This is a genomic window from Janthinobacterium sp. BJB401 (genome assembly GCF_013372745.1).
GTDB lineage: Bacteria > Pseudomonadota > Gammaproteobacteria > Burkholderiales > Burkholderiaceae_D > Janthinobacterium > Janthinobacterium rivuli.
The window spans coordinates 70953-95785 of sequence record NZ_JABXFH010000021.1; the positions used below are offsets into that span (position 1 = coordinate 70953).

22 protein-coding genes are annotated in these 24833 nt (G+C 63.0%); 19 read left to right on the forward strand and 3 right to left on the reverse strand.

All coding sequences use genetic code 11. The annotated features are described in order from the left end of the window. Nucleotides 1–84: 84 nt before the first annotated feature. Nucleotides 85–1029: a transcriptional regulator GcvA gene (gene gcvA, locus HWE17_RS15375; protein ID WP_058051030.1), complete on the forward strand. Its 945-nt coding sequence runs from the start codon at nucleotides 85–87 to the stop codon at nucleotides 1027–1029. Then, on the forward strand, nucleotides 1026–1391 hold the full coding sequence (locus tag HWE17_RS15380; RefSeq protein WP_176389339.1) for a hypothetical protein: 366 nt from the start codon (nucleotides 1026–1028) through the stop codon (nucleotides 1389–1391). The genes gcvA and HWE17_RS15380 overlap by 4 nt, the downstream gene beginning before the upstream one ends. 150 nt (nucleotides 1392–1541) lie before the next feature. Here HWE17_RS15380 and orn read toward each other — a convergent pair whose 3' ends face one another. Next, nucleotides 1542–2150: an oligoribonuclease gene (orn, locus tag HWE17_RS15385; protein ID WP_176389340.1), complete on the reverse strand. Its 609-nt coding sequence runs from the start codon at nucleotides 2148–2150 to the stop codon at nucleotides 1542–1544. 56 nt (nucleotides 2151–2206) lie between these two features. Here orn and HWE17_RS15390 point away from each other — a divergent pair, with 56 nt between their 5' ends. From HWE17_RS15390 to HWE17_RS15460, 15 genes are all read left to right on the forward strand, one after another. Beyond that, the gene (locus HWE17_RS15390; RefSeq protein ID WP_034785061.1) at nucleotides 2207–3487 is read left to right on the forward strand and encodes a M48 family metallopeptidase; all 1281 of its coding nucleotides are present in this window, start codon (nucleotides 2207–2209) and stop codon (nucleotides 3485–3487) included. Then, nucleotides 3484–3849 carry a 4a-hydroxytetrahydrobiopterin dehydratase gene (locus HWE17_RS15395; RefSeq protein WP_176389341.1) on the forward strand — a complete coding sequence of 122 codons (366 nt, stop codon included), beginning with the start codon at nucleotides 3484–3486 and terminating at the stop codon, nucleotides 3847–3849. The genes HWE17_RS15390 and HWE17_RS15395 overlap by 4 nt, the downstream gene beginning before the upstream one ends. Continuing rightward, nucleotides 3846–4751 (forward strand): ribosome small subunit-dependent GTPase A, encoded by a 906-nt coding sequence (rsgA, locus tag HWE17_RS15400; RefSeq protein WP_096234426.1) that lies wholly within the window; start codon nucleotides 3846–3848, stop codon nucleotides 4749–4751. The genes HWE17_RS15395 and rsgA overlap by 4 nt, the downstream gene beginning before the upstream one ends. Nucleotides 4752–5032: 281 nt before the next feature. Beyond that, the gene (locus HWE17_RS15405; protein ID WP_176389342.1) at nucleotides 5033–5449 is read left to right on the forward strand and encodes a hypothetical protein; all 417 of its coding nucleotides are present in this window, start codon (nucleotides 5033–5035) and stop codon (nucleotides 5447–5449) included. 234 nt (nucleotides 5450–5683) lie between these two features. Further along, a complete protein-coding gene (locus HWE17_RS15410; RefSeq protein ID WP_255206263.1) occupies nucleotides 5684–8533 on the forward strand; it encodes an ATP-binding protein in 2850 nt (949 codons plus the stop codon). 292 nt (nucleotides 8534–8825) lie between these two features. Next, nucleotides 8826–9746: an ornithine carbamoyltransferase gene (gene argF, locus HWE17_RS15415; protein ID WP_139090833.1), complete on the forward strand. Its 921-nt coding sequence runs from the start codon at nucleotides 8826–8828 to the stop codon at nucleotides 9744–9746. A gap of 69 nt (nucleotides 9747–9815) precedes the next feature. After that, the gene (locus HWE17_RS15420; protein ID WP_035825961.1) at nucleotides 9816–11051 is read left to right on the forward strand and encodes an argininosuccinate synthase; all 1236 of its coding nucleotides are present in this window, start codon (nucleotides 9816–9818) and stop codon (nucleotides 11049–11051) included. A 175-nt stretch (nucleotides 11052–11226) separates the two neighbouring features. Continuing rightward, complete coding sequence (locus HWE17_RS15425) at nucleotides 11227–13038, forward strand: methyl-accepting chemotaxis protein (protein ID WP_035825960.1); 1812 nt, start codon at nucleotides 11227–11229, stop codon at nucleotides 13036–13038. A gap of 4 nt (nucleotides 13039–13042) precedes the next feature. Beyond that, entirely contained in the window at nucleotides 13043–13498 is a 456-nt protein-coding gene (locus HWE17_RS15430; protein WP_035825958.1) for a chemotaxis protein CheW, read from the forward strand. Further along, nucleotides 13495–14739 carry a protein-glutamate O-methyltransferase CheR gene (locus HWE17_RS15435; protein ID WP_176389344.1) on the forward strand — a complete coding sequence of 415 codons (1245 nt, stop codon included), beginning with the start codon at nucleotides 13495–13497 and terminating at the stop codon, nucleotides 14737–14739. Before HWE17_RS15430 ends, HWE17_RS15435 begins: the two co-directional genes overlap by 4 nt. A gap of 9 nt (nucleotides 14740–14748) precedes the next feature. Beyond that, entirely contained in the window at nucleotides 14749–15435 is a 687-nt protein-coding gene (locus HWE17_RS15440; RefSeq protein WP_176389345.1) for a chemotaxis protein CheW, read from the forward strand. Beyond that, nucleotides 15432–17717 carry a hybrid sensor histidine kinase/response regulator gene (locus HWE17_RS15445; protein ID WP_176389346.1) on the forward strand — a complete coding sequence of 762 codons (2286 nt, stop codon included), beginning with the start codon at nucleotides 15432–15434 and terminating at the stop codon, nucleotides 17715–17717. The genes HWE17_RS15440 and HWE17_RS15445 overlap by 4 nt, the downstream gene beginning before the upstream one ends. A gap of 10 nt (nucleotides 17718–17727) precedes the next feature. Further along, entirely contained in the window at nucleotides 17728–18780 is a 1053-nt protein-coding gene (gene cheB, locus HWE17_RS15450) for a chemotaxis-specific protein-glutamate methyltransferase CheB (RefSeq protein WP_035828838.1), read from the forward strand. A 10-nt stretch (nucleotides 18781–18790) separates the two neighbouring features. After that, entirely contained in the window at nucleotides 18791–19816 is a 1026-nt protein-coding gene (locus HWE17_RS15455) for a diguanylate cyclase (protein ID WP_051959481.1), read from the forward strand. Nucleotides 19817–19841: 25 nt separating this feature from the next. Next, a complete protein-coding gene (locus HWE17_RS15460; protein ID WP_035825949.1) occupies nucleotides 19842–20156 on the forward strand; it encodes a pyrimidine/purine nucleoside phosphorylase in 315 nt (104 codons plus the stop codon). 111 nt (nucleotides 20157–20267) lie between these two features. On the opposite strand, the gene murB is transcribed toward HWE17_RS15460, so the two are convergent. Continuing rightward, entirely contained in the window at nucleotides 20268–21296 is a 1029-nt protein-coding gene (murB, locus tag HWE17_RS15465; RefSeq protein ID WP_099404098.1) for a UDP-N-acetylmuramate dehydrogenase, read from the reverse strand. A 186-nt stretch (nucleotides 21297–21482) separates the two neighbouring features. Here murB and HWE17_RS15470 point away from each other — a divergent pair, with 186 nt between their 5' ends. Together HWE17_RS15470 and HWE17_RS15475 are read left to right on the forward strand one after the other, a co-directional pair. Next, a complete protein-coding gene (locus HWE17_RS15470) occupies nucleotides 21483–21968 on the forward strand; it encodes a YajQ family cyclic di-GMP-binding protein (protein ID WP_034759416.1) in 486 nt (161 codons plus the stop codon). 183 nt (nucleotides 21969–22151) lie between these two features. After that, nucleotides 22152–23417: a nitronate monooxygenase gene (locus HWE17_RS15475; RefSeq protein WP_035825945.1), complete on the forward strand. Its 1266-nt coding sequence runs from the start codon at nucleotides 22152–22154 to the stop codon at nucleotides 23415–23417. 54 nt (nucleotides 23418–23471) lie between these two features. On the opposite strand, the gene HWE17_RS15480 is transcribed toward HWE17_RS15475, so the two are convergent. Further along, complete coding sequence (locus tag HWE17_RS15480; protein ID WP_176389347.1) at nucleotides 23472–24815, reverse strand: leucine-rich repeat-containing protein kinase family protein; 1344 nt, start codon at nucleotides 24813–24815, stop codon at nucleotides 23472–23474. Nucleotides 24816–24833: the final 18 nt, after the last annotated feature.

Genomic DNA, 24833 nt, shown 5'->3' on the forward strand with positions numbered 1-24833 from the left:
TATTCGCTTGCGCAAAATGAAACAAACCAATATTCTTCACGGATAGGCCGAATATTACTGAGGCTCAATTCTCTTGAGAGTGCCATGTCACGTCCCTTGCCCCCACTCGCCGCCCTGCACGCCTTCGAGGCGGCCGCCCGCCATGAAGGCTTCCAGCGCGCGGGCGAAGAATTGCACGTGTCGGCCGGCGCCATCGGCCACCATGTAAAGCAGCTGGAAGCGTGGCTGGGCATCGTGCTGTTCCAGCGCCTGCCGCGCGGCGTGGTGCTGACCAATGCAGGGCAGCGCTATGCGGCCTCGCTGGGGCCGATCCTCAACCAGCTGGCCGACGTGTCCGAGCAGGCGCGGCGCCAGGGCGACGACAAGGTGGTGACGGTGACGGCCACCAGCTCGCTCGTCTCGCGCTGGCTGATGCCGCGCCTGGGCCGCCTGCGCGACCGCTATCCGCAGATCGAGCTGCGCGTGCTGGCATCGATGCATCCGGTCGACCTGGCGCGCGATGGCGTGGACGTGGCCATACGCCTGGGACCGGGCCGCTATCCGGGCCTGAAAGTCGATTTATTGATGGAAGAATGGTTTTCCGCCGTCTGCAGCCCCGATTTCCGCGCCAACGCCGCCAGCCTGCGCCAGCCCGCCGACCTGCTGCGCTACCCGCTGCTGCATGACGAGCCGGAAGTGCACTTGCCCGGCGAAATCGACTGGACGCGCTGGCTGCACAGCTGCGGCGTGCATTACAGCGGCAATAGCGGCAACAGCGGCGCGCGCTTTTCGCACACCTATCTGTGCCTGGACGCGGCCGCCAGCGGCCAGGGCGTGGCCATCGCCGCCAGCCCCCTGATCGGCGACGATTTACGCTCGGGCCGCCTGGTGCGCGTGTTCGAACACGCCGTGCGCGGCCCCCACTGCTATTATCTGCTGCGCTCGCCCCAGGCGGAAACACGGCCCCTCGTGCATGCCTTCTGCGAATGGCTGATCGCCGAGGCGCGCGCCGACCAGGAAACCGTCTGGCCCACCGTGGAGACCGCATGACTCAGCAGGAATTGGCGCGCAGCGCCGTATATATAGTTCAACATGAATATGAACACGCCACGGTGACGGCGGCCGATGGCCGGCAAGCCAGCGTGGGCGAGTTCTATGGCGATCCTGCCGTGGCCTTGATCGATGGCCATGAACAGTGGTGCGCCGTGGCGGGAGAGGGATTGGTGATTTGCAAGCTGGGGGGAAAATTCGGCCTATGTCAGGCATATTATCGCCAGCCAGGCGCAGTGCGCTGGATCACGGGCTTGCGGCAAACGGGGCCGTTTACGCTGGAATGGCGGGATGAGGAAGGCGTATGGTCCACCCTTGATGTCGAGCCGGTGGATGCGTCGGCTTACGCGCCAGGGCGCTAAGCCGACCTACGCCGACCAACGCCGACCTACGAAAGCGGAGGTAATGCCCCGTAGGTCGGGTTAGCGCGCAGCGCGTAACCCGACAACACCACCAAACCAGCCGGAGCCAGTAGCTCGGCTTAGCGCGCAGCGCGTAAGCCGACAACTTCATCACAACTTGATGAAATGCTCGCGGTAATACTTCAGCTCTTCGACCGATTCCAGAATATCGGCCAGCGCCGTGTGCTTCTGGTGCTTCTTGAAACCGGTGGCGATTTCAGGTTTCCAGCGCTTGCACAGTTCTTTCAGTGTCGACACGTCGACATTGCGATAGTGGAAGAACGCTTCCAGCTTCGGCATGCCGCGCACCATGAAGCGGCGGTCCTGGCCGATGGTGTTGCCGCACATGGGCGACTTGCCTGCCGGTACGTATTTCTTCAGGAAGGCGATCAGCTCCGCTTCCGCCTGGGCTTCCGTCACGGTCGACGCCTTGACCTTGTCGATCAGGCCCGAGCGGCCGTGCGTGCCCTTGTTCCAGGCATCCATCTTGTTCAGGGTTTCATCCGACTGGTGAATCACGAACACGGGGCCTTCGGCCAGCAGGTTCAAGTGCATGTCCGTCACCACTACCGCCACCTCGATGATGCGGTCGGTATCGGGCTCCAGACCCGTCATTTCCATGTCGACCCAGACCAGGTTCATCTCATTTGGACGTGCGGGCACCGCGGGTGCGGGAGTGGATGCGGAGGTGGGTGCAGATAAGTCGGTCGCTTGTGACATAATTCTCTCTTGGCCTAATCAAACTAAATAATCAGCCATTTTCTCACAGGCACAGAATGTATTCACTCGCGTTTTCGATTTTGTTTGTATCCGTCCTCGTTTTGACCCTGGCCGTGCGCTTTTGGCTCGCTTCGCGGCAGATTCGCCACGTGCTGGCGCACCGCGCCGTTGTCCCGCCCGAATTCGCGGAAAAAATCCCGCTGGCCGCGCACCAGAAGGCGGCCGACTACACGGTGGCCAAGACCAAGTTCGGCTTGCTGACCCTGCTGATCAACTATGCCGTGCTGATCGGTTTTACCTTGCTGGGCGGCCTGCAATGGCTGGCGCTGCACCTGAATGAATGGATGGGTCCCGGCTCGCCCATGTTGTATCAGATCGGCCTGATCGCCGCCTTTGCCGCCATTTCCGGCCTGATCGACCTGCCCTTCGACTATTACCGCCAGTTCGTGCTGGAGCAGCGCTTCGGCTTCAACACCATGGCGCGCAAGCTGTTTTTCACGGACATGCTCAAGGGCGTGGGCCTGGGCGCCGTCATCGGCTTGCCGCTGATCTGGGTCGTGCTGACCCTGATGGCCAAGTCGGGCGACCTGTGGTGGCTGTACGCGTGGTTCGTCTGGAGCGGCTTCCAGCTGCTGATGATGGTGCTGTTCCCCACCGTCATCGCCCCGCTGTTCAACAAATTCACGCCGCTGGCCGACGAAGCGCTGAAAAGCCGCATCGAAGGCTTGATGCAGCGCGTGGGCTTTGCCTCGAAAGGCCTGTTCGTCATGGATGGCTCGAAGCGCAGCGCCCACGGCAATGCGTATTTCTCGGGTTTTGGCGCCAACAAGCGCATCGTTTTCTTCGACACCCTGCTGTCGCGCCTGGCGCCGCAGGAAATCGAAGCCGTGCTGGCGCATGAACTGGGCCACTTCAAGCTCAAGCACATCGTCAAGCGCATCGCCATGATGTTCGTCATCTCGCTGGGTTTCCTCGCGCTGCTGGGCTTCCTGAAGACGCAGCCGTGGTTTTACGCGGGCCTGGGCGTCGACCCGGTCGCGCTGGCGCTGACGGGCCAGCCGACGGACGCGCTGGCGCTGCTGCTGTTCATGCTGGCCTTGCCCGTCTTCACTTTCCTGCTGGGACCGCTGACCTCGCTCAGCTCGCGCAAGCACGAATTCGAGGCCGACGCCTTTGCCGCCACGCACACGCAGGCGGACGACCTGGTCTCGGCGCTCGTCAAAATGTATGAAGACAATGCGTCGACCCTGACGCCCGACCCGCTGCACTCGGCCTTTTACGATAGCCACCCGCCGGCCAGCGTGCGCATCCGCCACCTGAAAGGGGCTTCCGCATGAATACGCCATCGACTTCGCAAGACCTGGCCCAACTGTCCTGCGCGCCGCGCCAGCAGGCGCTGGGCGACTCGGACATCGCCACCTTGCACGCCCTGCTGCCGCAGTGGAGCGTGCAAAATGGCAAGCTGTGCCGCGACTTCGGCTTCAAGAATTACTACCAGACCCTGGCGTTCGTGAACGCCCTGGCCTATATGACCCATACGCAAGACCACCATCCGGAGCTCATCATTACTTACAAAACCTGCGCCGTGCGCTACGACACGCACTCGGTCAACCAGGGCGCCGGCGGCCTGTCCGAAAACGACTTCATCTGCGCCGCCAAGGCCGACCTCATCTACCAGAGCAGCCAGGTGACCGCATGAGCGAAGGCAAGTTGACAGGCATCATCATCGCCGCCCACGGCCGCCATTACCTGGCCGACGTGGACGGCGCCAAGCTGCAATGCGTGACGCGCGGCAAGAAAACCAATGTGGCCGTGGGCGACATCGTGCACCTGACGCGCACTTCCAACGACCAGGCCGTCATCGACCGCATCGAGGAACGCAAGACCTTGCTGTACCGCTCGGATCAGTACAAATCGAAATTGCTGGCCGCCAACCTGACGCAGCTGTTCATCGTCGTGGCGACGGAACCGGGCTTTGCCGATGACCTGATCTCGCGCTCGCTGGTGGCGGCCGATGCGGCCGGCATCGCGGCGCGCATCATCCTGAATAAAACGGACGTAACCGCTTCGCTGGAACGTGCCCGCGAACGCCTGCTGCCGTATTCCTCGATGGGCTATCCCGTCGATGAAGTGTCGGCGCGCGCCGAACCCGAGCACGCCGTGGCCACCCTGGCGCCGCTGCTGGCGGGCCAGTCGTCCATCCTCATCGGCCAGTCGGGCATGGGCAAGTCGTCCTTGATCAACCTGCTGGTGCCGGACGCCGACATCGCCGTGCGCGAAATCTCGGCCGCGCTCGACACGGGCAAGCACACGACGACCTTTACGCGCCTGTACAAGCTCGATGAACTGGGCGCGAACAGCTCCATCATCGATTCGCCCGGCTTCCAGGAATTCGGCCTGTACCACTTGTCCGAAGGCATGCTGGAGCGGGCCTTCCGCGAGTTCCAGCCTTACCTGGGCGGCTGCAAGTTCTATAACTGCCGCCACCTGATCGAGCCACAATGCGCCATCCTGCAAGCCTTGTCTGAAGGCAAGATCGCCAAGATGCGCCATACCCTGTATGGCCAGCTGCTGCACGAGTCGGCGCAAACGCTGTATTGAACGCGCCTGGCGCCCGCCATCGGCGCGGGCGTCAAACCGACAAAAACACCAATATTGCAAGCTAAACAGAATTAAATTCTGCTGAACAGCTCGCTTTCCCCCATTCATTCCAAAACCATCCATCGCCCGATTCCGCGTTTCAGCGCCGGATTCCGGCGTTTCATCGCTTTGCGCTGGCATGGCACCCATCCACTTGCTACCTTGGCATTGTCCCCGCCAGCGAACCTGCTGGAGACAACATTGGTCTAACTCCAACCCGCATTTGATCACAAGGTGAAATCATGAAAGCATCGTTCTCGCGTACCCTGGCCCTCGGTAGCGCCGCCCTCGTCCTCGGCCTGTCTTGCCTCAGCGCCAGCGCGCTGGAAATCGGCGAACAGGACAAGGTGCAGATCTCCGGCAAGGTCTACAAACTGGCCCCGCAGGAATTCAGCCAGTATGGCAATCGCTACCAGCTCGACACGGGCGATACCTTGCTCCTGCGCCAGCAAGTCAACCGCTATTTCACGCAAATCAAGGGACAGCCCGAAGTAGAACTGTTCGGCCGCGCACCTGGCGTCTTTGAAACGGCCAGCGGCACCCGCATGGAATTTCGCAACGATGGCGACGTCATCGCCATCACCGGCCTGAACAATATTCCGGGCGCCATCGCCAAGACGGGCGAAACGGCCGGCAGCGTGCACTTCGCCGGCCGCTAAGCAGACACATGGCGACCGGCAGGCAGGCCGTCGCCAGCCTGTCCACGGGGCGTGCATCAGCCGGCAGGGGCTGGTGCACGCCCCGCCTGCTTTGCGCAGTCCGAACGGGTATGTGCAAAAAATACTGTCGAGTCAGCCAAACAACTGCATCCGAATGCAGCTTACAATGCGATCCAATAAGGTGTCACTGGCCGCGGGCCAACACCATCGCCTTGCGGGAGATTTCGGATGGAAATGTTCGCACTCGAACATGACATTGCACAGTGGGAAGACACACTGCGGCCATTGCGCGCCCTGGAGCGCTTGCCCTTGCTGATGCTGCTGGCATGGCATTTGCGCCAGCGCAACTGCGCGCAGGCGCTGCACCATGCGGCCGAAGCGGCGTCCTTGCTGCCCCAGGCACAACTGCCGGACCACGCCCTGGCCATCGCGCAGGCGCGTCTGCAACTGGTGCAGGCGGAAGTATCCTGGCTGCAAGGGGCGCTCGATGCGGCCGAAAGCATGGCCATGGCGGCGCACGCCATCCTGTGCGCGCACGGCGACGGCGCCGCCTGCGCCGATGCGCACTGGCTGCTGTCCTCGATTGCCGTCGACCGGGGCGACCATGCCCGCTGCGATGCCGAACTGCTGGCCGCGGCCGAGCAGGCGCGCAGCGCCGGCGATGCGATGCGCGCCTGCCTGGCCGACGCGGCCACGGCGCGCTGGGCCGTGTTGCGCGATGCGCCGGCCGCCCAAGCCCGCTGGGGTGCCGCCTTCCAGGCCGACGGCGCCAGCGGCAAGCTGCCCGCGCCGCTCGCTGCCTGGGTGCATGACTTCCGCGGCTTGCTGGCGCACACCTCGCGCGACCTGGGCACGGCCGCCGGCCACTACATGCAAAGCTATGAAGCGGCGCTGGAAAGCGGCCAGCTGCGCGGCGCGATCACGGCCGCCATCAATATCGGCGATTGTTTTTCCAGCCTGAACGACAACGAATCGGCCCTCGAATGGATGCAGTGCGCGCTGGATCTGGCCCGTCCCACCGGCTGGCCGCGCAGCATCGGCGCCTGCCAGACGCATACGGCCGAAACCATGCGCAAGCTGGGACGTCTGGCCACGGCCGAAGACTTGCTGCGCCAGGCGCTGCACCTGCTGGCGCCCATGTCGGGCGCGCGCACGTACGCCAACGCCCTGTTCCACCTGGGCGAACTGAGCCTGGACAAGGGCGACTACGACACGGCGCTCGATGCCTTCAGCCGGCTGGCGCAGCGCGCCGAAGCGCTGGGCCAGGCCGATTTTCGCAGCATGGCCCAGCGCGGCAGCGCCCACGCGCTGTCCTACCTGGACCGTCCGGACGAGGCGCTGCAGGCGGCCGAGCGGGCTTGCCAGCTGGCCACCGCGCAAGGCGACGCCATGCACCAGGTGGCGGCGCTGCGCGTCCTGTCGATGCTGCATGCGCGCCATGAGCTGCCGCCGCCCGCGGGCATGCTGGAGCGCAATCCCGCCCTGCATTTCCTGCACCAGGCGCTGCAGGTGGCCGCCTCCATCGACGGCTATTCGCCGCCCGGCGAACTGCTCGATGCGCTGGCGCGCGAATACGCGCATGCGGGCGACTATGCGCGCGCCTACGATATCGCCCTCGATGCGGGCATGGCGCGCGAAAAAAGCCACACCCAGCAGGCGAGCAACCGCGCCACCGCCATGCAGGTCTACCACCAGACGGAACATGCGCGCTCGGAAGGCTATCACCACCGCGAACTGGCCGCCTCCGAAGCGCGCCGCGCCGAAGTGCTGCAGCAGACCAGCGACACCCTGGAACGGCTGTCGGCCATCGGCCAGGAAATCACCACCCACCTCGACGCCAGCGCCGTATTCCAGGTGCTCGACCGCCACGTGCACGCCTTGCTGCCCGTCAACACGTTCGCCGTCTACATGCTTGACGCGGCAGGCACGGCGCTGCGCCGCGCGCACGGCATGGAAGCGGGCCGGCCCCTGTCCGACAACGCCATTCCACTGAACAATCCACGCGCCTACTCCGTGCGCTGCCTGCTGGGCCGGCGCGAAGTGTATATCGACCAGGTGCCGCCGCGCCGCCACGCCTACACGGTGCCCGGCACCCTGCATAACCAGAGCGTGCTGTACGTGCCTTTGACGGTGGGCGAACGCGTGCTGGGCGTGATGACGGTGCAAGCTTGCCATGCCAACGCGTATGGCGAACGCGAGCGGCTGATCTTCCGCACCCTGTGCGCGTATGGCGCCATCGCGCTCGACAACGCCAGCGCCTACCGGCAACTGCAAGATGCCCAGGCGCAACTGGTATCGCAGGAAAAACTGGCCGCCCTCGGCTCCTTGATGGCCGGCGTGGCGCATGAACTCAATACCCCGATCGGCAACAGTTTATTAATCGCCAGCACCATGCAGCAAAAGACGGAAGACGTGGAACGCCTGATGAACGGTCCCGGCCTGCGCCGCTCGGACCTGGCCGCCTTCATCGACGATGCGGGCAAGGCGTCGGCGCTGGTAATGCGCGGCCTGCGCAGCGCGGCCGACCTGGTCAACAGTTTCAAGCAGGTAGCCGTCGACCGCACCACCGAGCAGCGGCGCCGGTTTGACTTGCAACAAGTAAGCAATGAAATCATCGCCACCGTCATGAACCGCATCCGCAGTTCGGGCCACCGCATCGAAGTGGAGATAGCCTTCGGCATCGCCATGGACAGCTATCCGGGTCCGTTTGGCCAGGTGATCACCAATCTGATCAACAATGCCCTGCTGCACGCCTTCGCCCCCGCGCCCAACGATGGCGGCGCCGGCACGGGCTGCATGCGTTTGTCCGCCACGATGGAGGCGGCGCGCGTGCACATCGTCTTCGAGGACAATGGCGGCGGCATCGCCGAACAGCATTTGTCGCGCATCTTCGACCCCTTCTTTACCACCAAGCTGGGCCAGGGTGGCAGCGGCCTGGGTTTGTCGATCAGCTACAACATCGTCACGGCCCTGCTGGGCGGCACCATCCAGGTGGCCAGCAGCCCCGCCGGCACGCGCTTCACCCTCGACTTGCCGCTGGAAGCGCCGCAGCTGGACGGCGCCGCGCCCGCCAGCATCTATTAGCATCTATTAATTCCCACCCTTTGCCCGGGCGCAGGCTTGCCTATACAAGTACGCGTCCGGCCAGTCTTTCCAATCTAAAAGCAAAACCCTTATAATTGAACGGCTGAAGTCCCTGCCATTGCATGATTTACAACTTGGCAAACCGCATCGACCCGTGCGACAAACAGGCACGGGCACCGATCAACACAGCAGCGCGCCGGGCGAGGCAGTCATCAGACGAGATGTTGTACGCTGATGCAACCCGGCGGGAAAGGCACGCCGCCGGCGGCCTGCGCATCTTCAAGTGGTCATTATGTCGACAAAAAAACCGATCAAGCACTACCTCCAGTTCTCCGATTTCACGTTGGAAGAGTATGAATATGTGATCGAACGCGCCCATCTGATCAAGCGCAAGTTCAAGAACTATGAAATCTACCATCCATTGATCGACCGCACCCTGGTGATGGTCTTTGAAAAGAACTCGACCCGCACGCGATTGTCGTTCGAGGCCGGCATGCACCAGTTGGGCGGCGCCGCCATCTACCTGAACACGCGCGATTCCCAGCTGGGCCGCGGCGAGCCGGTGGAAGACGCGGGCCAGGTCATGTCGCGCATGTGCGACATCATCATGGTGCGTACCTTCGGCCAGGAAATCATCGAGCGTTTCGCCGCCAATTCGCGCGTGCCGGTGATCAATGGCCTGACCAATGAACACCATCCTTGCCAGGTCTTTGCCGACATCTTCACCTACATCGAACACCGCGGCTCGATCGCCGGCAAGGTCGTCGCCTGGATCGGCGACGCCAACAACATGCTGTACTCGTGGCTGCAGGCGGCCGAAGTGTTCGGCTTCCACGTCAACGTGTCGACGCCGAAGGGCTACGACATCGACCTGGCGCAAGTCAAGACAGAGCGCTACACCTTCTTCGCCAACCCGTCCGACGCATGCGAAGGCGCGCACCTGGTCAACACGGACGTGTGGACCAGCATGGGTTACGAAGCGGAAAACGCGGCCCGCATCGCCGCCTTCGACGGCTGGATCGTCGATGGCGCGAAGATGTCCCGCGCCGCGCCCGACGCCCTGTTCATGCACTGCCTGCCCGCCCACCGCGGCGAGGAAGTGGCCGCCGAAGTGATCGACGGCCCCCAATCGGTCGTGTGGGACGAGGCGGAAAACCGCTTGCACGTGCAAAAAGCGCTGATTGAATACCTGTTACTCGGTAAAATCCAATAATTCGCCTGGAACTGCAGAACTCCCGGCAGCATCGCAACACATACATCGACAACGACAACTGGAAGCAATATGAGCGACATTAAAAAAGTAGTCCTGGCCTATTCCGGCGGACTCGACACCTCCGTCATCCTGAAGTGGCTGCAAGATAACTACCAGTGCGAAATCGTCACCTTCACGGCCGACCTGGGCCAGGGCGAAGAACTGGAACCGGCGCGCGCCAAGGCCATCAAATTCGGCATCAAGCCGGAAAACATCCATATCGAAGATGTCCGCGAAGAATTCGTGCGCGATTTCGTCTTCCCGATGTTCCGCGCCAACACCGTGTATGAAGGCGAATACCTGCTGGGCACCTCGATCGCCCGTCCTTTGATCGCCAAGCGCCTGATCGAAATCGCCAACGCCACCGGCGCCGACGCCATCTCGCACGGCGCGACCGGCAAGGGCAACGACCAGGTGCGTTTCGAACTGGGCGCCTACGCCCTCAAGCCTGGCGTAAAAATCATCGCGCCATGGCGCGAGTGGGATCTGCTGTCGCGCGAAAAACTGCTGAAGTACGCGGAAGACGCCGGCATCGAAATCGACATGAAGCACAAGAACGGCGGCGCGCCGTACTCGATGGACGCCAACTTGCTGCACATCAGCTTTGAAGGCCGCCACCTGGAAAACCCGAGCGCTGAAGCGGAAGAAACCATGTGGCGCTGGACCGTCAGCCCGGAAAACGCCCCGGACGAAGCGGAATACCTGGACATCGAATACGAAAAAGGCGATATCGTCGCCATCAACGGCGTGCGCATGTCGCCTGCCACCGTATTGGCCGAACTGAACAAAGTGGGCGGCAAGCATGGCGTGGGACGCCTGGACCTGGTGGAAAACCGCTACGTCGGCATGAAGTCGCGCGGCTGCTATGAAACCCCGGGCGGCACCATCATGCTGAAAGCCCACCGCGCCATCGAATCGATCACGCTGGACCGCGAAGTGGCTCACCTGAAAGATGACCTGATGCCGCGCTACGCGTCGATGATCTACAACGGCTACTGGTGGGCGCCCGAGCGCGTCGCCCTGCAAACCCTGATAGACCACACGCAGGAAACCGTGAACGGCTGGGTACGCATCAAGCTGTACAAGGGCAATGTTATCGTCGTTTCGCGCGATTCGAAGACGGATTCGCTGTTCGACATGAACATCGCCACCTTCGACGAAGACGGCGGCGCCTACAACCAGGCCGACGCCGGCGGCTTCATCAAGCTGAACGCCTTGCGCATGCGCATCGCCGCCATCGCCCGCGAAAAGCGTGGCCAGAAGTAATTAGTTGCCGGGAGGCACTATCTCCCGCATCCACCGAAGCCGCCCACGGGCGGCTTTTTCCGTTTACAGCGCACTCTGCCGCGATTTACGCCCCGGCACGCCCCCCATTTTGCTGTCCGCATGGCAAAATGCTACAGTGCAATTGTGCTGACCTTCCCGCTTCCGGAGCCCTCCCATGTTCAAAGACCTGAGTATCAAGAATAAACTGTACCTGGGCTTCGGCTCCATCGTGGCCATCATCCTGATACTGCTGGGCGTGGCCTACAACAGCTTTTCGCGCCTGTCGGAAGCCAATGCCTGGGACCGCCACACGATGGAAGTGCTGGTCGAGATCGACAGGATTCACAATTCCATCCTGCAAATCCAGGTGGAAGCGCGCGGTTTCATCCTCACAGGCAGTGAAACGTCGCTGACACCGGAGACCGATGAAATGGCGGTGCTGAGCCAGCACACGCAAAAAGCCATCGCCATGACGGTCGACAACAAGGTGCAGTCGGAGCGCTTCCGCAAGATCGACGCGCTGACCGCCACCTGGGTCAAGGAGTGGATCGCTCCCCTGATCGAAAAACGCCGCGCGCTGGGCAACGCGCCGGGCGCCACGGAATCGGTGGCGCGCACCATGCCGCCGACCGGCTATCCGGCCGTCGCGCAAGCGAACAAGCTGCTCGACGAAGCGGCGGCCGAGGAAACCCGCTTGCTGGCCGAACGCACGGCCACCTCGACAAAATTGCAGGAAACCATGCTGCTGACCCTGGCGCTGGGCGGCCTGCTGTGCGTGGTGCTGGCGCTGGGCATTTCCTACCTGCTCGGCCGTGCCATCCTCGGCCCGCTGAACAATCTGACGGATGCCGTCGGGCGCATCGCCGGTGGCGAGCAAAGCGCGCGCGCCGCCATCCTCTCGCGCGACGAGCTGGGCAAGGTGACGGAAGAATTCAACCGCATGGCGCAAACCATCCAGGACAACCAGGCCAACGAACTGGCCGCGACGAATAGCTTGCGGGCCAAGGTCGATTCCCTGCTGGAAGTGGTGTCGAAGGCAGCCTCGGGCGACCTGACGGGCAAGGTCGGCATCACGGGCAGCGACGCCATCGGCCAGCTGGGCAACGGCCTGGCGAAGATGTTTGAAAACCTGCGCAGCCTGCTCAACAACGTGCAAAAAGCCGGCATCCAGGTGACGACGTCCGCCACGGAAATCGCCGCCTCGGCACGCCAGCAGGAAGCCACGGGCATCGAGCAAGCACAAACGAGCGTGGAAATTCTCAGCACCACCAAGGAAATCTCGGCCAACACGAGCCAGTTGCTCAAAACCATGGAAGACGCCACCGCCGTGGCCGACTACACGACGAATGCCACTGCCGAAGCGCAAAATAACCTCAAGCGCATGGACTCGACCATGCAGCACATGGTCTCGGCCACCGATTCCATCAACGCCAAGCTGGCGGCATTGTCGGAAAAAGCCAGCAATATCAATAGCGTGCTGATCACCATCACCAAGGTGGCCGACCAGACCAACATCCTGTCGCTGAACGCCGCCATCGAGGCGGAAAAAGCGGGCGAGGCGGGCCGCGGCTTCTCCGTCGTGGCGACGGAAATCCGCCGCCTGGCCGACCAGACCTCCGTTTCCACCTGGGATATCGAGCAAATGCTCAAGGAAATGCAGTCGGCCGTCTCGGCCAGCGTGATGGGCATGGATAAATTCTCGGAAGAAATTCGCCGCAGCGTGGGCGAGGTACGGCAAGTGGCGGAACAATTGTCGTCCGTGATGGACCAGGTGCAAAAACTCACGCCGCAATTCGATGCCGTGCTGCAAGGCATGCAATCGCAAGCGATCGGCGCCTCGCAAATTTCCGACACCATGATGCAGCTCAACGACGCCACCCAGCAGACGGTGGAATCGCTGAAGGCCACCAGCGAAGCGGTGCACCAGCTGCAATATGCGGCGGGTGACCTGCAGTCGAGCGTGTCGACCTTCGCCGTCACCATCTGATCCCATGAAAGTACTGCTCTTTCACATCGGACGCGACCGCTATGGCCTGCCCCTGGCCGGCATCGTGCGCGTCCTGCCGCTGCTGGAGCTGAAACAGTTGCCGCTCACGCCAGACTATGTGGCCGGCCTGATGGACTTGCACGGCACGCCCGTGCCCGTGATCGACCTGTCGCGCCTGGCCGGGCTGCCGGCCGCCGCCGCGCAATTCGACACGCGCATCGTCATCGTCGACTACCGTGCGCCCGGCGGCGCCACGCATGCGCTGGGCTTGATGGCCACGCAGGTGCGCGGCATCGCCGACATCGCTGCGGAAAAGCTTGAGGATAGCGGCGTGGCCACGGCGCCCTTCCTGGGCCAGGTGGCCAGCGACGCCGACGGCATCGTGCAACTGGTCGAACTCGAGCACCTGCTGCCGCCGGACGTGCGCGCGCTGCTGTTTCAAGACGCGGGCGCGGCATGACGGCGCAAGCCCTGCTGCGCCGCGCGACCGGCCTGTCCGTCTCCAAGTCCGTGGCCGAACGGGCCGTCGGCCAGCGCATGGAACAAACGGGCTTTAGCGATAGCGAGGCCTATCTGCAGGCGCTCACGCCGGCCGAAATGACGCAATTGATCGAACTGGTGGTGGTGCCGGAATCATGGCTGTTCCGCGACCCGCAGGCGTTCTACGCCACCGTCGAACTGGTGCAGGAGCGCTGGGCCAGGGGGCGCGCCACGCGCATCCTGTCGATCCCGTGCGCGGGCGGCGAGGAACCGTATTCGATGGCCATGGCGCTGCGCGACGGCGGCGTGCCGAGACAGGCGTTCAGCATCGACGCCTACGACTTGAGCCCCGGCTGCATCGAGCGGGCGCAGGCGGGAATCTATGGCCGCAACGCCTTCCGCGCGCAGGACGTGGCCTTTCGCGAGCGCTATTTCACGCACGTGGCCGATGATTCCTACCGCATCATCGACTCCTTGCGCGAACAGGTGACCTTCAGGCAAGGCAACCTGCTGCAATTCGACACGGCCACCTACAGCCGCCACTACGACGTCATCTTCTGCCGCAACTTGCTGATCTACTTTGACAAGCCGACCACGCGCGCGGCCATCGAGAATCTGTCCGCCCTGCTGGCCGACGACGGCATGCTGCTGGCCGGCTATGCGGAAGTGCCGTCGTTCTGCCAGAACGGCTTTGCGACGCTGCAGTTCCGCCAGGCTTTCGCCCTGAAGAAGGAAACGGCGGCGCCGGCCGGACCGGTGCAGGTGGCGCCACTGCCGGCCTTGCGCACCTTGCGCAGCGTGCCGTCCGCGCCAAGGCGCGCTGCCGCTCCCGTCTCCCCCATTGCACCAGCGGCCTTGCGCACGCGCCCCGTACCTCACCCCTCGCCGGCGCCGACAGCGCAGGCCGATTTGCTGGCCGAGGCGCGCCTGCTGGCCGACCGTGGCCAGCTGCGCGAGGCGGGCGAAAAATGCCACGCCCACCTGGCCCGAACCCCCGAGGCGGCGGAAGCGTATTTCATGCTGGGCATCATCAATGAACTGGCCGGCAAGATGGATCTGGCCGATGATTACTGGCGCCGCTGCATCTACCTGCAGCCCGACCATTACGAAGCGCTGTGCCACCTGTCACTGCTGGCCGAACGCAATGGCAACCACACGGCCGCCGCCACCCTGAAGGCGCGCGCGGCGCGCATCTACCAGCGCCGCCAGGCGTCCAACTAAGGGGCAAGCATGACAAACCTCATCGCCACCGAGTCCCCCGCCACCATCGACGACTGCTGGAACCATATCGGCGTGGTCGGCGACCAGAGCTGCCCCAGGCTGCCGGCCAACGTGCATTGCCGTAACTGCGACGTATATGCGGGCGCCGCCCAGCGCAACCTGCAGCGGCCCGTGGATGAACACTACCGGCGCGACTGGGCCAGCCACTTCCGCCAGATCGATGCGGGCGGCGAAGTGCGCGACAGCTCGGCGCTGGTGTTTCGCATCGGCCGCGAATGGCTGGCGCTGCCCACCCGCGTGTTCGACTCCGTGGCACCGCAAGCCAAGCCGCACGTGCTGCCGCACCGCGGCGGGCGCGGCCTGGCGGGCATCGTCAATATCGGCGGCAAGCTGTATCCGTGCATGTCGCTGGCGCATTTACTGGGCATCGACGAACAGGGCGCGCCGCCGGCCAAGGGCCGCCACACGTTCGCGCGCCTGCTGCTGATGCGCTGGGAAGAGCAAGCCTACGCCCTGCCCGTGGCCGACCTGCACGGCATCGTGCGCTACGCGTCGGGCGCCGTACAAACGCCGGCGGCCACCATCAACAAGGGCCTGTCGCGCTATCTGTCGGGCGTGATCACCGAGGGCGACCTGCGCATCGGCTGCCTCGACACGGCGCTGATCGGCTTTCAACTTGCGAGACTATTACGATGAGCCAGGACCAGCACGGCGACCTGAGTGCCTTTTCCATGCTGGACCTGTTCCGCATGGAGGCGGACAGCCAGACCCAGATTCTCACCGATGGCTTGCTGGCCATGGAGCGCCATGCAGGCGACGCGGCCGCCGTCGAAGCGATGATGCGCGCGGCGCACTCGATCAAGGGCGCCGCCGCCATCGTCGGCCTGCAGGTGGTGGTGCAGCTGGCGCACGGCATGGAAGACAGCTTTGTCGCCGCCCAGCACGGCCGCTTGAAACTCACGCCGGAGCGGGTCGATGTGCTGCTGTCGGGCGTCGACCTGATCGTGCAGCTGTCGCGCCTGGACGACGCGGGCGCCGAAGCGTGGCTGGCCGCGAATGCGGCGCAGATCGACCAGACCCTGAACGCCATCGCCGGCATCGCCGACTTGCCCGAATTGCCGGCCCTGCCCTCGGCCGCGGCGCCCTTGCCGCCGCCGGTGGCTGAAGCGCAGGCTCCCGTGGCCAGCGGCCTGGCGGGAGATGAACCGGAAACTGCCGCCCTGGCGCCGCGTGCGGGTGCCGCCCCGGCCAAGGCGCCGGCGCAAAACTTCGACAAACTGCTGTCGCTGGCCAGCGAATCGCGCATCAATGCGCACCAGATGCACCCGTTCATCGGCGCGCTGCAGCGCTTCAAGCGCAACCAGAGCAGCCTGTTTTCCGCCATCGAGCACCTGCACGAAGCCATTGCCCGCTCGGGCGACGCGGGCCTGATGGAAAAGTCGCTGCTGGCGCTGCAAAAGACGCAGCCCCTGAAGCAGTTCATGCTCGAACACATCGCCGACATCGAAACCTATGAACGGCGCTTGCTGGCCGTCTCGCAAGGCATGGTCGACGAAGTGCTGGCCCTGCGCATGCGCCCTTTCCGCGACGGCATCCACGCGTTCCCGCGCATGGTGCGCGACCTGGCGCGCAGCCTGGGCAAGGAAGTGCAGCTGGAGATCGAAGGCGAAGACACCCTGGTCGACCGCGACATCCTGGCGAAGATCGAAAGCCCGCTGAACCACATGCTGCGCAATGCCATCGACCATGGCATGGAAGGCCCGTACGAGCGCATCGACGCGGGCAAGGAAGCGCTGGGCACGATACGCATGGAAGCGCGCCACCGCGCCGGCATGCTGAGCATCGAGATCAGCGACGACGGGCGCGGCGTCGACCTGGAGAAAATCCGCCAGTCCGTCATCGAGCGCAAGATGGCCAGCCCCGCCATGGCCGCCGCGCTGTCGCCGGGCGAATTGCTGGAGTTTTTGTTCCTGCCCGCCTTCAGCCTGAAGGAAAAGGCGAATCAATTGTCCGGGCGCGGCGTGGGCCTCGACATCGTGCACGAGACGATACGCCAGCAAAACGGCACGGTGCGCCTGGAATCGGAACCGGGGCGGGGCTTTCGCGCCCTGATCACCCTGCCGCTGACGCAATCGATCGTGCGCGCGCTGGTGATCGACATCCAGGGCGAAGCCTACGCCATCCCCATCGTCAAGGTGGAAAGCGTGGTGCGCGTGCCGCAAGCGGCCATCCATACCCTGGAAAACAAGCAGTTCTTCGAACTCAAGGGCGAGCATCTGGGCCTGGTGTCGGCGGCGCAGGTACTGGAGCTGGGCGAAGCGGCCAGCCAGGCCGACGACTTGCCGGTGGTGGTGATCGGGCGCGGCAAGCAAAGCTATGCGTTGGTGGTCGACGCCATCCGCGGCGAACAAAGCCTGGCGGTGCAGGCGATCGACCCGATCTTCGGTAAAATGCGCGACATTTCCGCCGCCGCCCTGCTCGACGACGGCGAACCGGTGCTGATCCTCGACGTGCCCGATTTGCTGCTGTCGATCGACAAGCTGCTGCACGAAGGCGGCCTGCACCAGCTGGCGCAGGCGGGCCACGCGCAGCAGCGCCGCGCCAAGCGCATCCTCGTCGTCGACGATTCGCTGACGGTGCGCGAGATGGAGCGCAAACTGCTGCTGGCGCGCGGCTTCGACGTCGACGTGGCCATCGACGGCATCGACGGCTGGAACGTGGTGCGCAGCGGAGAATACGACCTGGTGATCACCGACGTGGACATGCCGCGCATGGATGGCATCGAACTGGTGTCGCTGATCAAGAAGGACCTGCACCTGCACAAGCTGCCGGTGATGATCGTGTCGTACAAGGACCGTCCGGAAGACCGCGCGCGCGGCCTGTCCGCCGGCGCCGACTATTATCTGACCAAAGGCAGCTTCCACGACGAGACCTTGCTCGACGCGGTGGCCGACCTGATAGGAGATGCCCGCTTATGAGTTGTACTTCATGAAAATTGCCATTGCCAATGATGTCCCCATGGCCGCCGAAGCCCTGCGCCGCGTGGTGGCCAGCACGCAGGAACACCAGGTGCTGTGGATTGCCCGCACGGGGCTCGAAGCCGTGCGCATGTGCGAGGGCAACCGCCCAGACCTGATCCTGATGGACCTGAACATGCCGGAGATGGACGGCGTCGAGGCGACGCGCCTGATCATGGAGCAAAGCCCGTGCGCCATTCTGGTGGTCACGGGCCGCCCGCAAGATAATGTCAACCAGGTCTTCCGCGCGCTGGGCGCCGGTGCGCTCGACGTCACGGCCACGCCCGTGCTGCAGGGACAAGTGGGCGGCGACAGCGAACTGCTGGCCAAGATCAAGACCATCGGCAAGCTGATACGCCACAGCGCCGAAGCACCGCCGCCGCGCCAGACGAACGGCAATGGCGGCGAACGGGGCGAAGGCCAGGTATCGACCCTGGTGGCCATCGGCGCCTCGACGGGCGGGCCGTCGGCCGTGGCCAAGGTGCTGTCCGGCTGGACGGCGCCGCCCGGCTGCGCCATCGTGGTGGTGCAGCACATCGATGAGACCTTCGCCTCGCACTTCGCCAAATGGCTCGATGACCAGCTCAGCATGCCCGTGCGCGTGATCGCCGAAGGCGACGAACTGGTGTCCGGCACGGTACTGATCGCCAAGACCAATGATCACCTGCTGCTAGATCAAAATTATCGTTTGGGTTACGATGCAGCACCACGCGACTATGTTTACCGCCCGTCCGTCGATGTCTTCTTCAACTGCGTGGCGCAGCACTGGCGCGGCGACGCCATCGGGGTATTGCTTACAGGCATGGGGCGCGACGGCGGCGATGGCTTGCTGGCCATGCGCCGCGCCGGCAAGACGACGATCGCGCAAGACCAGGCCAGCAGCGCCGTGTACGGCATGCCGCGCGCGGCGGCCGAACTCGATGCGGCGCAGCAAATCCTGCCTCTGGATAGAATAGGCGCGAGCCTGCGCAGCCGCCTGGGTGCCAAACTCAACAATGGGTGGGAGCCCTCCCCTAACATCTGAAAAGAATGCAATGCCAGAATTCTCCTCCAGCTTCACCCAGCCTGAGCCCGCATTGACCGAATTCAAGGTCAGCGTGCTGCTGGTGGACGACCAGTTGATCATTGCCGAGGCAGTCCGCCGCATGCTCAGCGACCAGCAGGATATCGAATTTCATTACGCGACCGACGCCACCCTGGCGCTGGACACGGCGCTGCGCTTGCAACCGACCGTCATCCTGCAAGACCTGGTGATGCCGGGCATCGACGGCTTCGGCCTGATCCAGCTGTACCGCGAAAACGCGGCGCTGGCGCATGTGCCCGTGATCGTGATGTCGGCCAAGGATGACCCGAAACTGAAGGCGCACAGCTTTGCCGTCGGCGCCAACGATTATGTGGTGAAACTGCCGGATCGCCTGGAGTTGCTGGCGCGCATACGCTACCATTCCAACGCGCACATCAGCCGCTTGCAGCGCGACCAGGCTTTTCGTTTCCTGCGCGAAAGCCAAAAGAACCTGGCGGACGCGAATATTGAATTGCAAAAACTGGCCGCCCTCGATGGCTTGACAGGCATCGCCAACCGCCGCCGCTTCGATGAAACCCTGGAATTCGAATGGCAGCGGGGCCAGCGCGACAAGACGCCGTTGAGCCTGCTGTTCTGCGATATCGACCATTTCAAGAGCTATAACGACCGTTTCGGCCACCTGGCGGGCGACCTGGGCCTGAAAAAAGTCGCCGCCGTACTGACGGAACATTTGAAACGCCCGGCCGACCTGGCCGCCCGTTACGGCGGCGAAGAGTTCGCCCTGATCCTGCCGGAAACGGAAGCGGCCGGCGCACTGCTGATCGCCGAAGCGTGCCGGCGCCATCTGGAAGGCTTGCAGATCGAGAATCCGGCGGCAGATGCGGGCATCGTCACCATCTCGATCGGCGTGGCCACCATCGTGCCGTCGCCGGACTCGACGGTGGAGCAACTGATCAACCGCGCGGACCAGGCCCTGTACGCGGCCAAGCGCGGCGGACGCAACAGCGTGCTGAGCGCCGATGACGTCCAGGACTGATTTTTAACAGCAAGGAAAGTGAAGCATGAGCACACAACTGGACAATGTCAGCGTCGTCAAGAAGTCGAACATTTATTTTGACGGCAAATGCGTCTCGCACAACGTCATCCTGGCCGATGGCACGAAAAAAAGCGTGGGCGTGATTTTCGCGTCATCGTTGCGCTTCAACACGGGCGCGCCGGAAATCATGGAAATCGTCGGCGGCCTGTGCAAGGTACGCCTGGCCGATGCAAGCGAGTGGAACAGCTATGGCGCGGGCACGCAATTCAGTATCCCGGGCAATAGCTATTTTGATATCGAGACCGTCGAAACCGTCGATTACGTCTGCCACTTCGGCTAATCCACGCAGAAAAAACGTCCATGGCTGCGTTGCACTGCCTCGCCGTACTATACGTACTGTCTTCGGCAATGCGCCTTGCCCTGAACATTTTTTCAAGCGCGGATTTACAATTTAAACAAACACAGGCTCGGGCGACAGGCGCACGCCATATTTCGCCTCTACATCATCCTGTATCGCTGCCGCCAGCCGGGTAATGTCCGCGCCACGAGCGCCGCCATTATTCACCAGAACCAGCGCCTGCTTGGGATACACTCCCGCGGGCCCCAGGTTTTTCCCCTTCCAGCCACACTGATCGATCAGCCAGCCGGCCGCCAGCTTTTCCGTGCCATCGGGCTGCGCATGGTGCACGAGCGCAGGGAAACGTTCCAGCAAAGCAAGACATTGCTCCTTCGACACCACCGGATTCTTGAAGAAACTGCCCGCATTGCCGATCACGGCCGGGTCCGGCAATTTTCGCCGGCGGATCGCCATCACCGTGTCGGCCACCTGTTGCGGCGTCGGCTCGGCAAGATTGCGCTCGGCCACGGCCTGCGCCAGCTCCGCATAGCGCAAGTTTGGCTGCCATTCGGCCGGCAAGGCAAACGTGACTTCCAGCACGATCAGCTCGCGTCCGTCCGCCTGCTTGAAGATGCTGTCGCGGTAAGCGAAGCGGCAAGCGTCGCGATCCATGTCGAAGACGATGCCGCTGGCGCTGTGCATGACGCTCACGCTATGCAGATAATCCTTGATTTCAACGCCATACGCGCCAATATTCTGGATAGGCGCCGCGCCCACCGTGCCGGGGATCAAAGACAGGTTTTCCAGCCCGCCGACGCCCTGCGCCAGGGTCCACTGCACGAAATCGTGCCAGTTTTCGCCGGCCGCGGCCGTGACGAGTATGGTCTCGAAATCTGCCTGCGCCAGGCGCATGCCGCGCGTGGCCATGTGCAGCACGGCACCGGGAAAGTCACCGGTCAGGACGATATTGCTGCCGCCGCCCAGAATCAGGCGCGGCATGCTGCTCAGGGCCGGATCTTGCAGCGCGGCCTGCAATTGCGCTTGCGAAGTAATGCGTACGTAAGCAGCCGCGTTGGCCGTGATGCCGAAGGTATTCAGGCGCTGGAGGGAGTAATTGTGTTCGATGGTGAGCTCTGCAGACATGGGATAGCGATTATTTTGTTCGATTATAGAGTGAAACCGACAAAAAACCAGCGCAAGACAAGGGCAGGCCGTCCGTTGTCCGTTAAAATGTCGCATCTTTAACAGGGCCGTCCCATGGCGCGGAATCAGCCGCCAAGGCCCAGCGCACCGAGCGTGCGCTCGCTTTAACAAGAAAAGGAACAGACCATGCCGTCATTTGATGTAGTCTCCGAAGCCGATATGATCGAAGTCAAGAATGCAGTCGAGCAATCCAACAAGGAAATCACGACGCGCTTCGACTTCAAGGGCAGCGACGCCCGCGTCGAACACAAGGAAAACGAATTGACCGCGTTTGCGGACTCGGAATTCCAGCTCAGCCAGGTGCGCGACGTGCTGACCAACAAATTGACCAAACGCAAGGTCGATGTGCGCTTCCTCGACGAAGGCGACATCAAGAAGATCGGCGGCGACAAGGTCAAGCAGATCATCAAGATCAAGAATGGCATTGAATCGGATGATGCCAAGAAAATCGTGCGCGTCATCAAGGACAGCAAGATGAAAGTGCAAGCGAGCATCCAGGGCGAAGCCGTGCGCGTCACGGGCGCCAAGCGCGACGACCTGCAGGCGGCCATGGCCATGCTGCGCAAGGACGTGCCCGACATGCCGCTGGAATTTAATAATTTCCGCGATTAATTTCGATGCTGCGCACGCTCCGGCCTGCGCTTGCGCCGGCATGGCGGCAAGCTGCCTCGGAGCGTCTGCCCGCTTGGGGTAGAATTGAAGCTGCGCACAGCTACATGCGCCCGCGCGCCCGACCGGCAGCGGGCTTGACCGTACATCTGGCTCAGTGATAACCACGGTAGTCTAAGGATAGCAATGAAACGTGTTGATGATTTCCGCCTGCGATTTGGCAAAAAAGAATATGTGCCCATCATGATAGGCGGAATGGGTGTGGATATTTCCACGTCGGAGCTGGCCCTGGAAGCGGCCCGGCTGAACGGTATCGGCCATATTTCCGATGCCATGGTGGAAGACGTGTCGGACCGCCGTTTCGACACCACCTTCGTCAAAGACAAGACGAAACTGTACAAGTTCAACATCAATAACAGCGACAAGGCCGTGGTGCAGTTCGACCTGGGCCGCCTGGCGGAAGCGCAGCGCCTGCATATCGGCCGCACCATGGAAGCAAAAAAAGGCGATGGCTTGATCTTCGTCAATTGCATGGAAAAGCTGACCATGAACGGCCCGCGCGAAACCTTGCGCGTGCGCCTGAACGCGGCGCTGGACGCCGGCATCGACGGCATCACCCTGTCCGCCGGCTTGCACTTCGGCTCGTTCGCCCTGATGGCCGACCATCCACGTTTCCGTGATGCCAAGCTGGGCATCATCGTCTCGTCCGTGCGCGCCTTGCAAATTTTCCTGCGCAAGAACGCCAAGCTGGACCGCTTGCCCGACTTTATCATCGTCGAGGGACCATTGGCCGGCGGCCACCTGGGTTTCGGCATGGACTGGGCCAATTACGACCTGCACACGATCACGGCGGAACTGCTGGCCTACCTGAAGGCCGAACAGCTGGACATCCCGCTGATCGCCGCTGGCGGCATTTTCACGGGCAGCGACGCCGTTTCCTTCCTGGAAGCGGGCGCGGCCGGCGTGCAAGTGGCGACGCGCTTTACCGTCACGAATGAATGCGGCTTGCCAAACAAGGTCAAGCAGGAATACTACAAGGCCTCGGAAGAAGACATCATCGTCAATGGCGTCTCGCCGACCGGCTACCCGATGCGCATGCTGAAGAACACGCCAGCCATCGGCGCTGGCATCCGTCCAGGCTGCGAATCGTATGGCTACCTGCTCGATGCGACGGGCAACTGCGCCTACATCAACTCGTATAACCGCGAAGTGGCGGCCCATCCCGAGCAAAAAACCGTCGTCGTGATGGACAAGACGTGCCTGTGCACGCACATGCGCAACTTCAACTGCTGGACCTGCGGCCATTACACGTATCGCCTGAAGGACACCACGCACAAGCTGGAGAATGGCGAATACCAGATCCTGACGGCCGAACACGTCTTCAAGGATTACCAGTTCAGCGTCGACAACCAGATTGCGCTGCCGGAAAAAGAAATCCTGGCAGCAAGCTAAATCTTGCAAGCCTGAAATAAAAATGGCGCAGCCTGCGAAGGCTGCGCCATTTTTTTATGCGGGGAGCATGTCCCGCAAGGCCCGTTCGATCGCGTCGAACCTGGGCCGTAGCAATATCTCTTCCTGCAGGCAAGCTTCCAGCATGGCCTGCAAGGCGGGCAAAGGCGTCGCACCATGCGCGATCAGCTCGCCCAGCAGCACGCCAAAGGCGCGCGCCTCTATGCCCTGCAGCACCTCCCCTTGCGGCGAGCCCGGCGCAAACATCGACGCCGCGCCAAAGTCGCCCAGCAGGCAGGCGCCATTGTCCGCATGCAGGATGTTGTGCGCATATAAGTCGCCGTGCACGATGCCATGTGCATGCAGCTGGCACACGGCCGAGGCGATGCCATGGGCAATGGCCAACGCTTGCGCAGGATCAAAGCGCACACCATCGGCATACACGTCGCGCGTGCACGATGCCAGGCTCGGCGGCCCCGCCAGGTTGCGGTAGGCGGCGTCGATGAGCGGCATGACGAGTCCCAGCGCCCCTTGCGGGTGCGCAGCGAGCGTCCCGAGGATGGGAATCAGACCAGCGTGTGCACCGGCGCCGACACAGGCGGCCATTTCGCTGCGCGGCAAGCCATCGCTGGTCATCGCGCCCTTGAACACTTTGACGGCGACATCATCGACGCCATCGAGGCGGGCACGGTAAATCACGCCCGATGCACCCTCGCCCAGCTGCTGCGCCAGTTCCAGGCGCTGCCATGCCACGCCCGCAGCCCCCGTACCGGCCAGGGCCGCCAGCTCACGCGCCTCCGTAAAGGGATTGCCCGCATACGCGAGCCAGCTCAGGCTTGGCAAAGACAGCAGGCAGTCGGGCAGCGCCGTGAAACGGTTGGCAGCGATGCGCACCAGTTCCAGCCGGCGGCAATTCGCCAACGTCGCCGGCAAGCTATCGAGGTAATTTCCCGCCAGCATGAGTTTCTGCAGTTGCCCGCACTTGCCCAGCTCATCCGGCATGGACTCGATGCAGTTATCCGTCAAGGTCAGCCAGCGCAACCTGGATGGCAAGGCGGCGGACGGCACGTGGCGAATCCGGTTCGCCTTGAAACCGATCATTTCCAGCGTAGCACAGGAACCGAGCACGGCCGGCAAGGCGGTGAACAGGTTATCCGAACAAAAGATGATGCGCAGCTTGTGCAGGCGCGGCAAATCGTCGGGCAATGTGGACAGCGCATTGCCCGACAGATCGAGGATTTCCAGGCTGTCGGCCAGGTCGAAGATTTCGCGGGGGAAGTCCGTCAAGCCGCAGGACAGCTTTAGACGGCGCAGGCCAGCCAGTTGGCCGGCGCGTAATTGTTCCAGTGTATGCACAGCAGACAAGATATCCCTTTCAAGGTAGCACGCGATCGATGCCATGCATAAATCATTGGACGT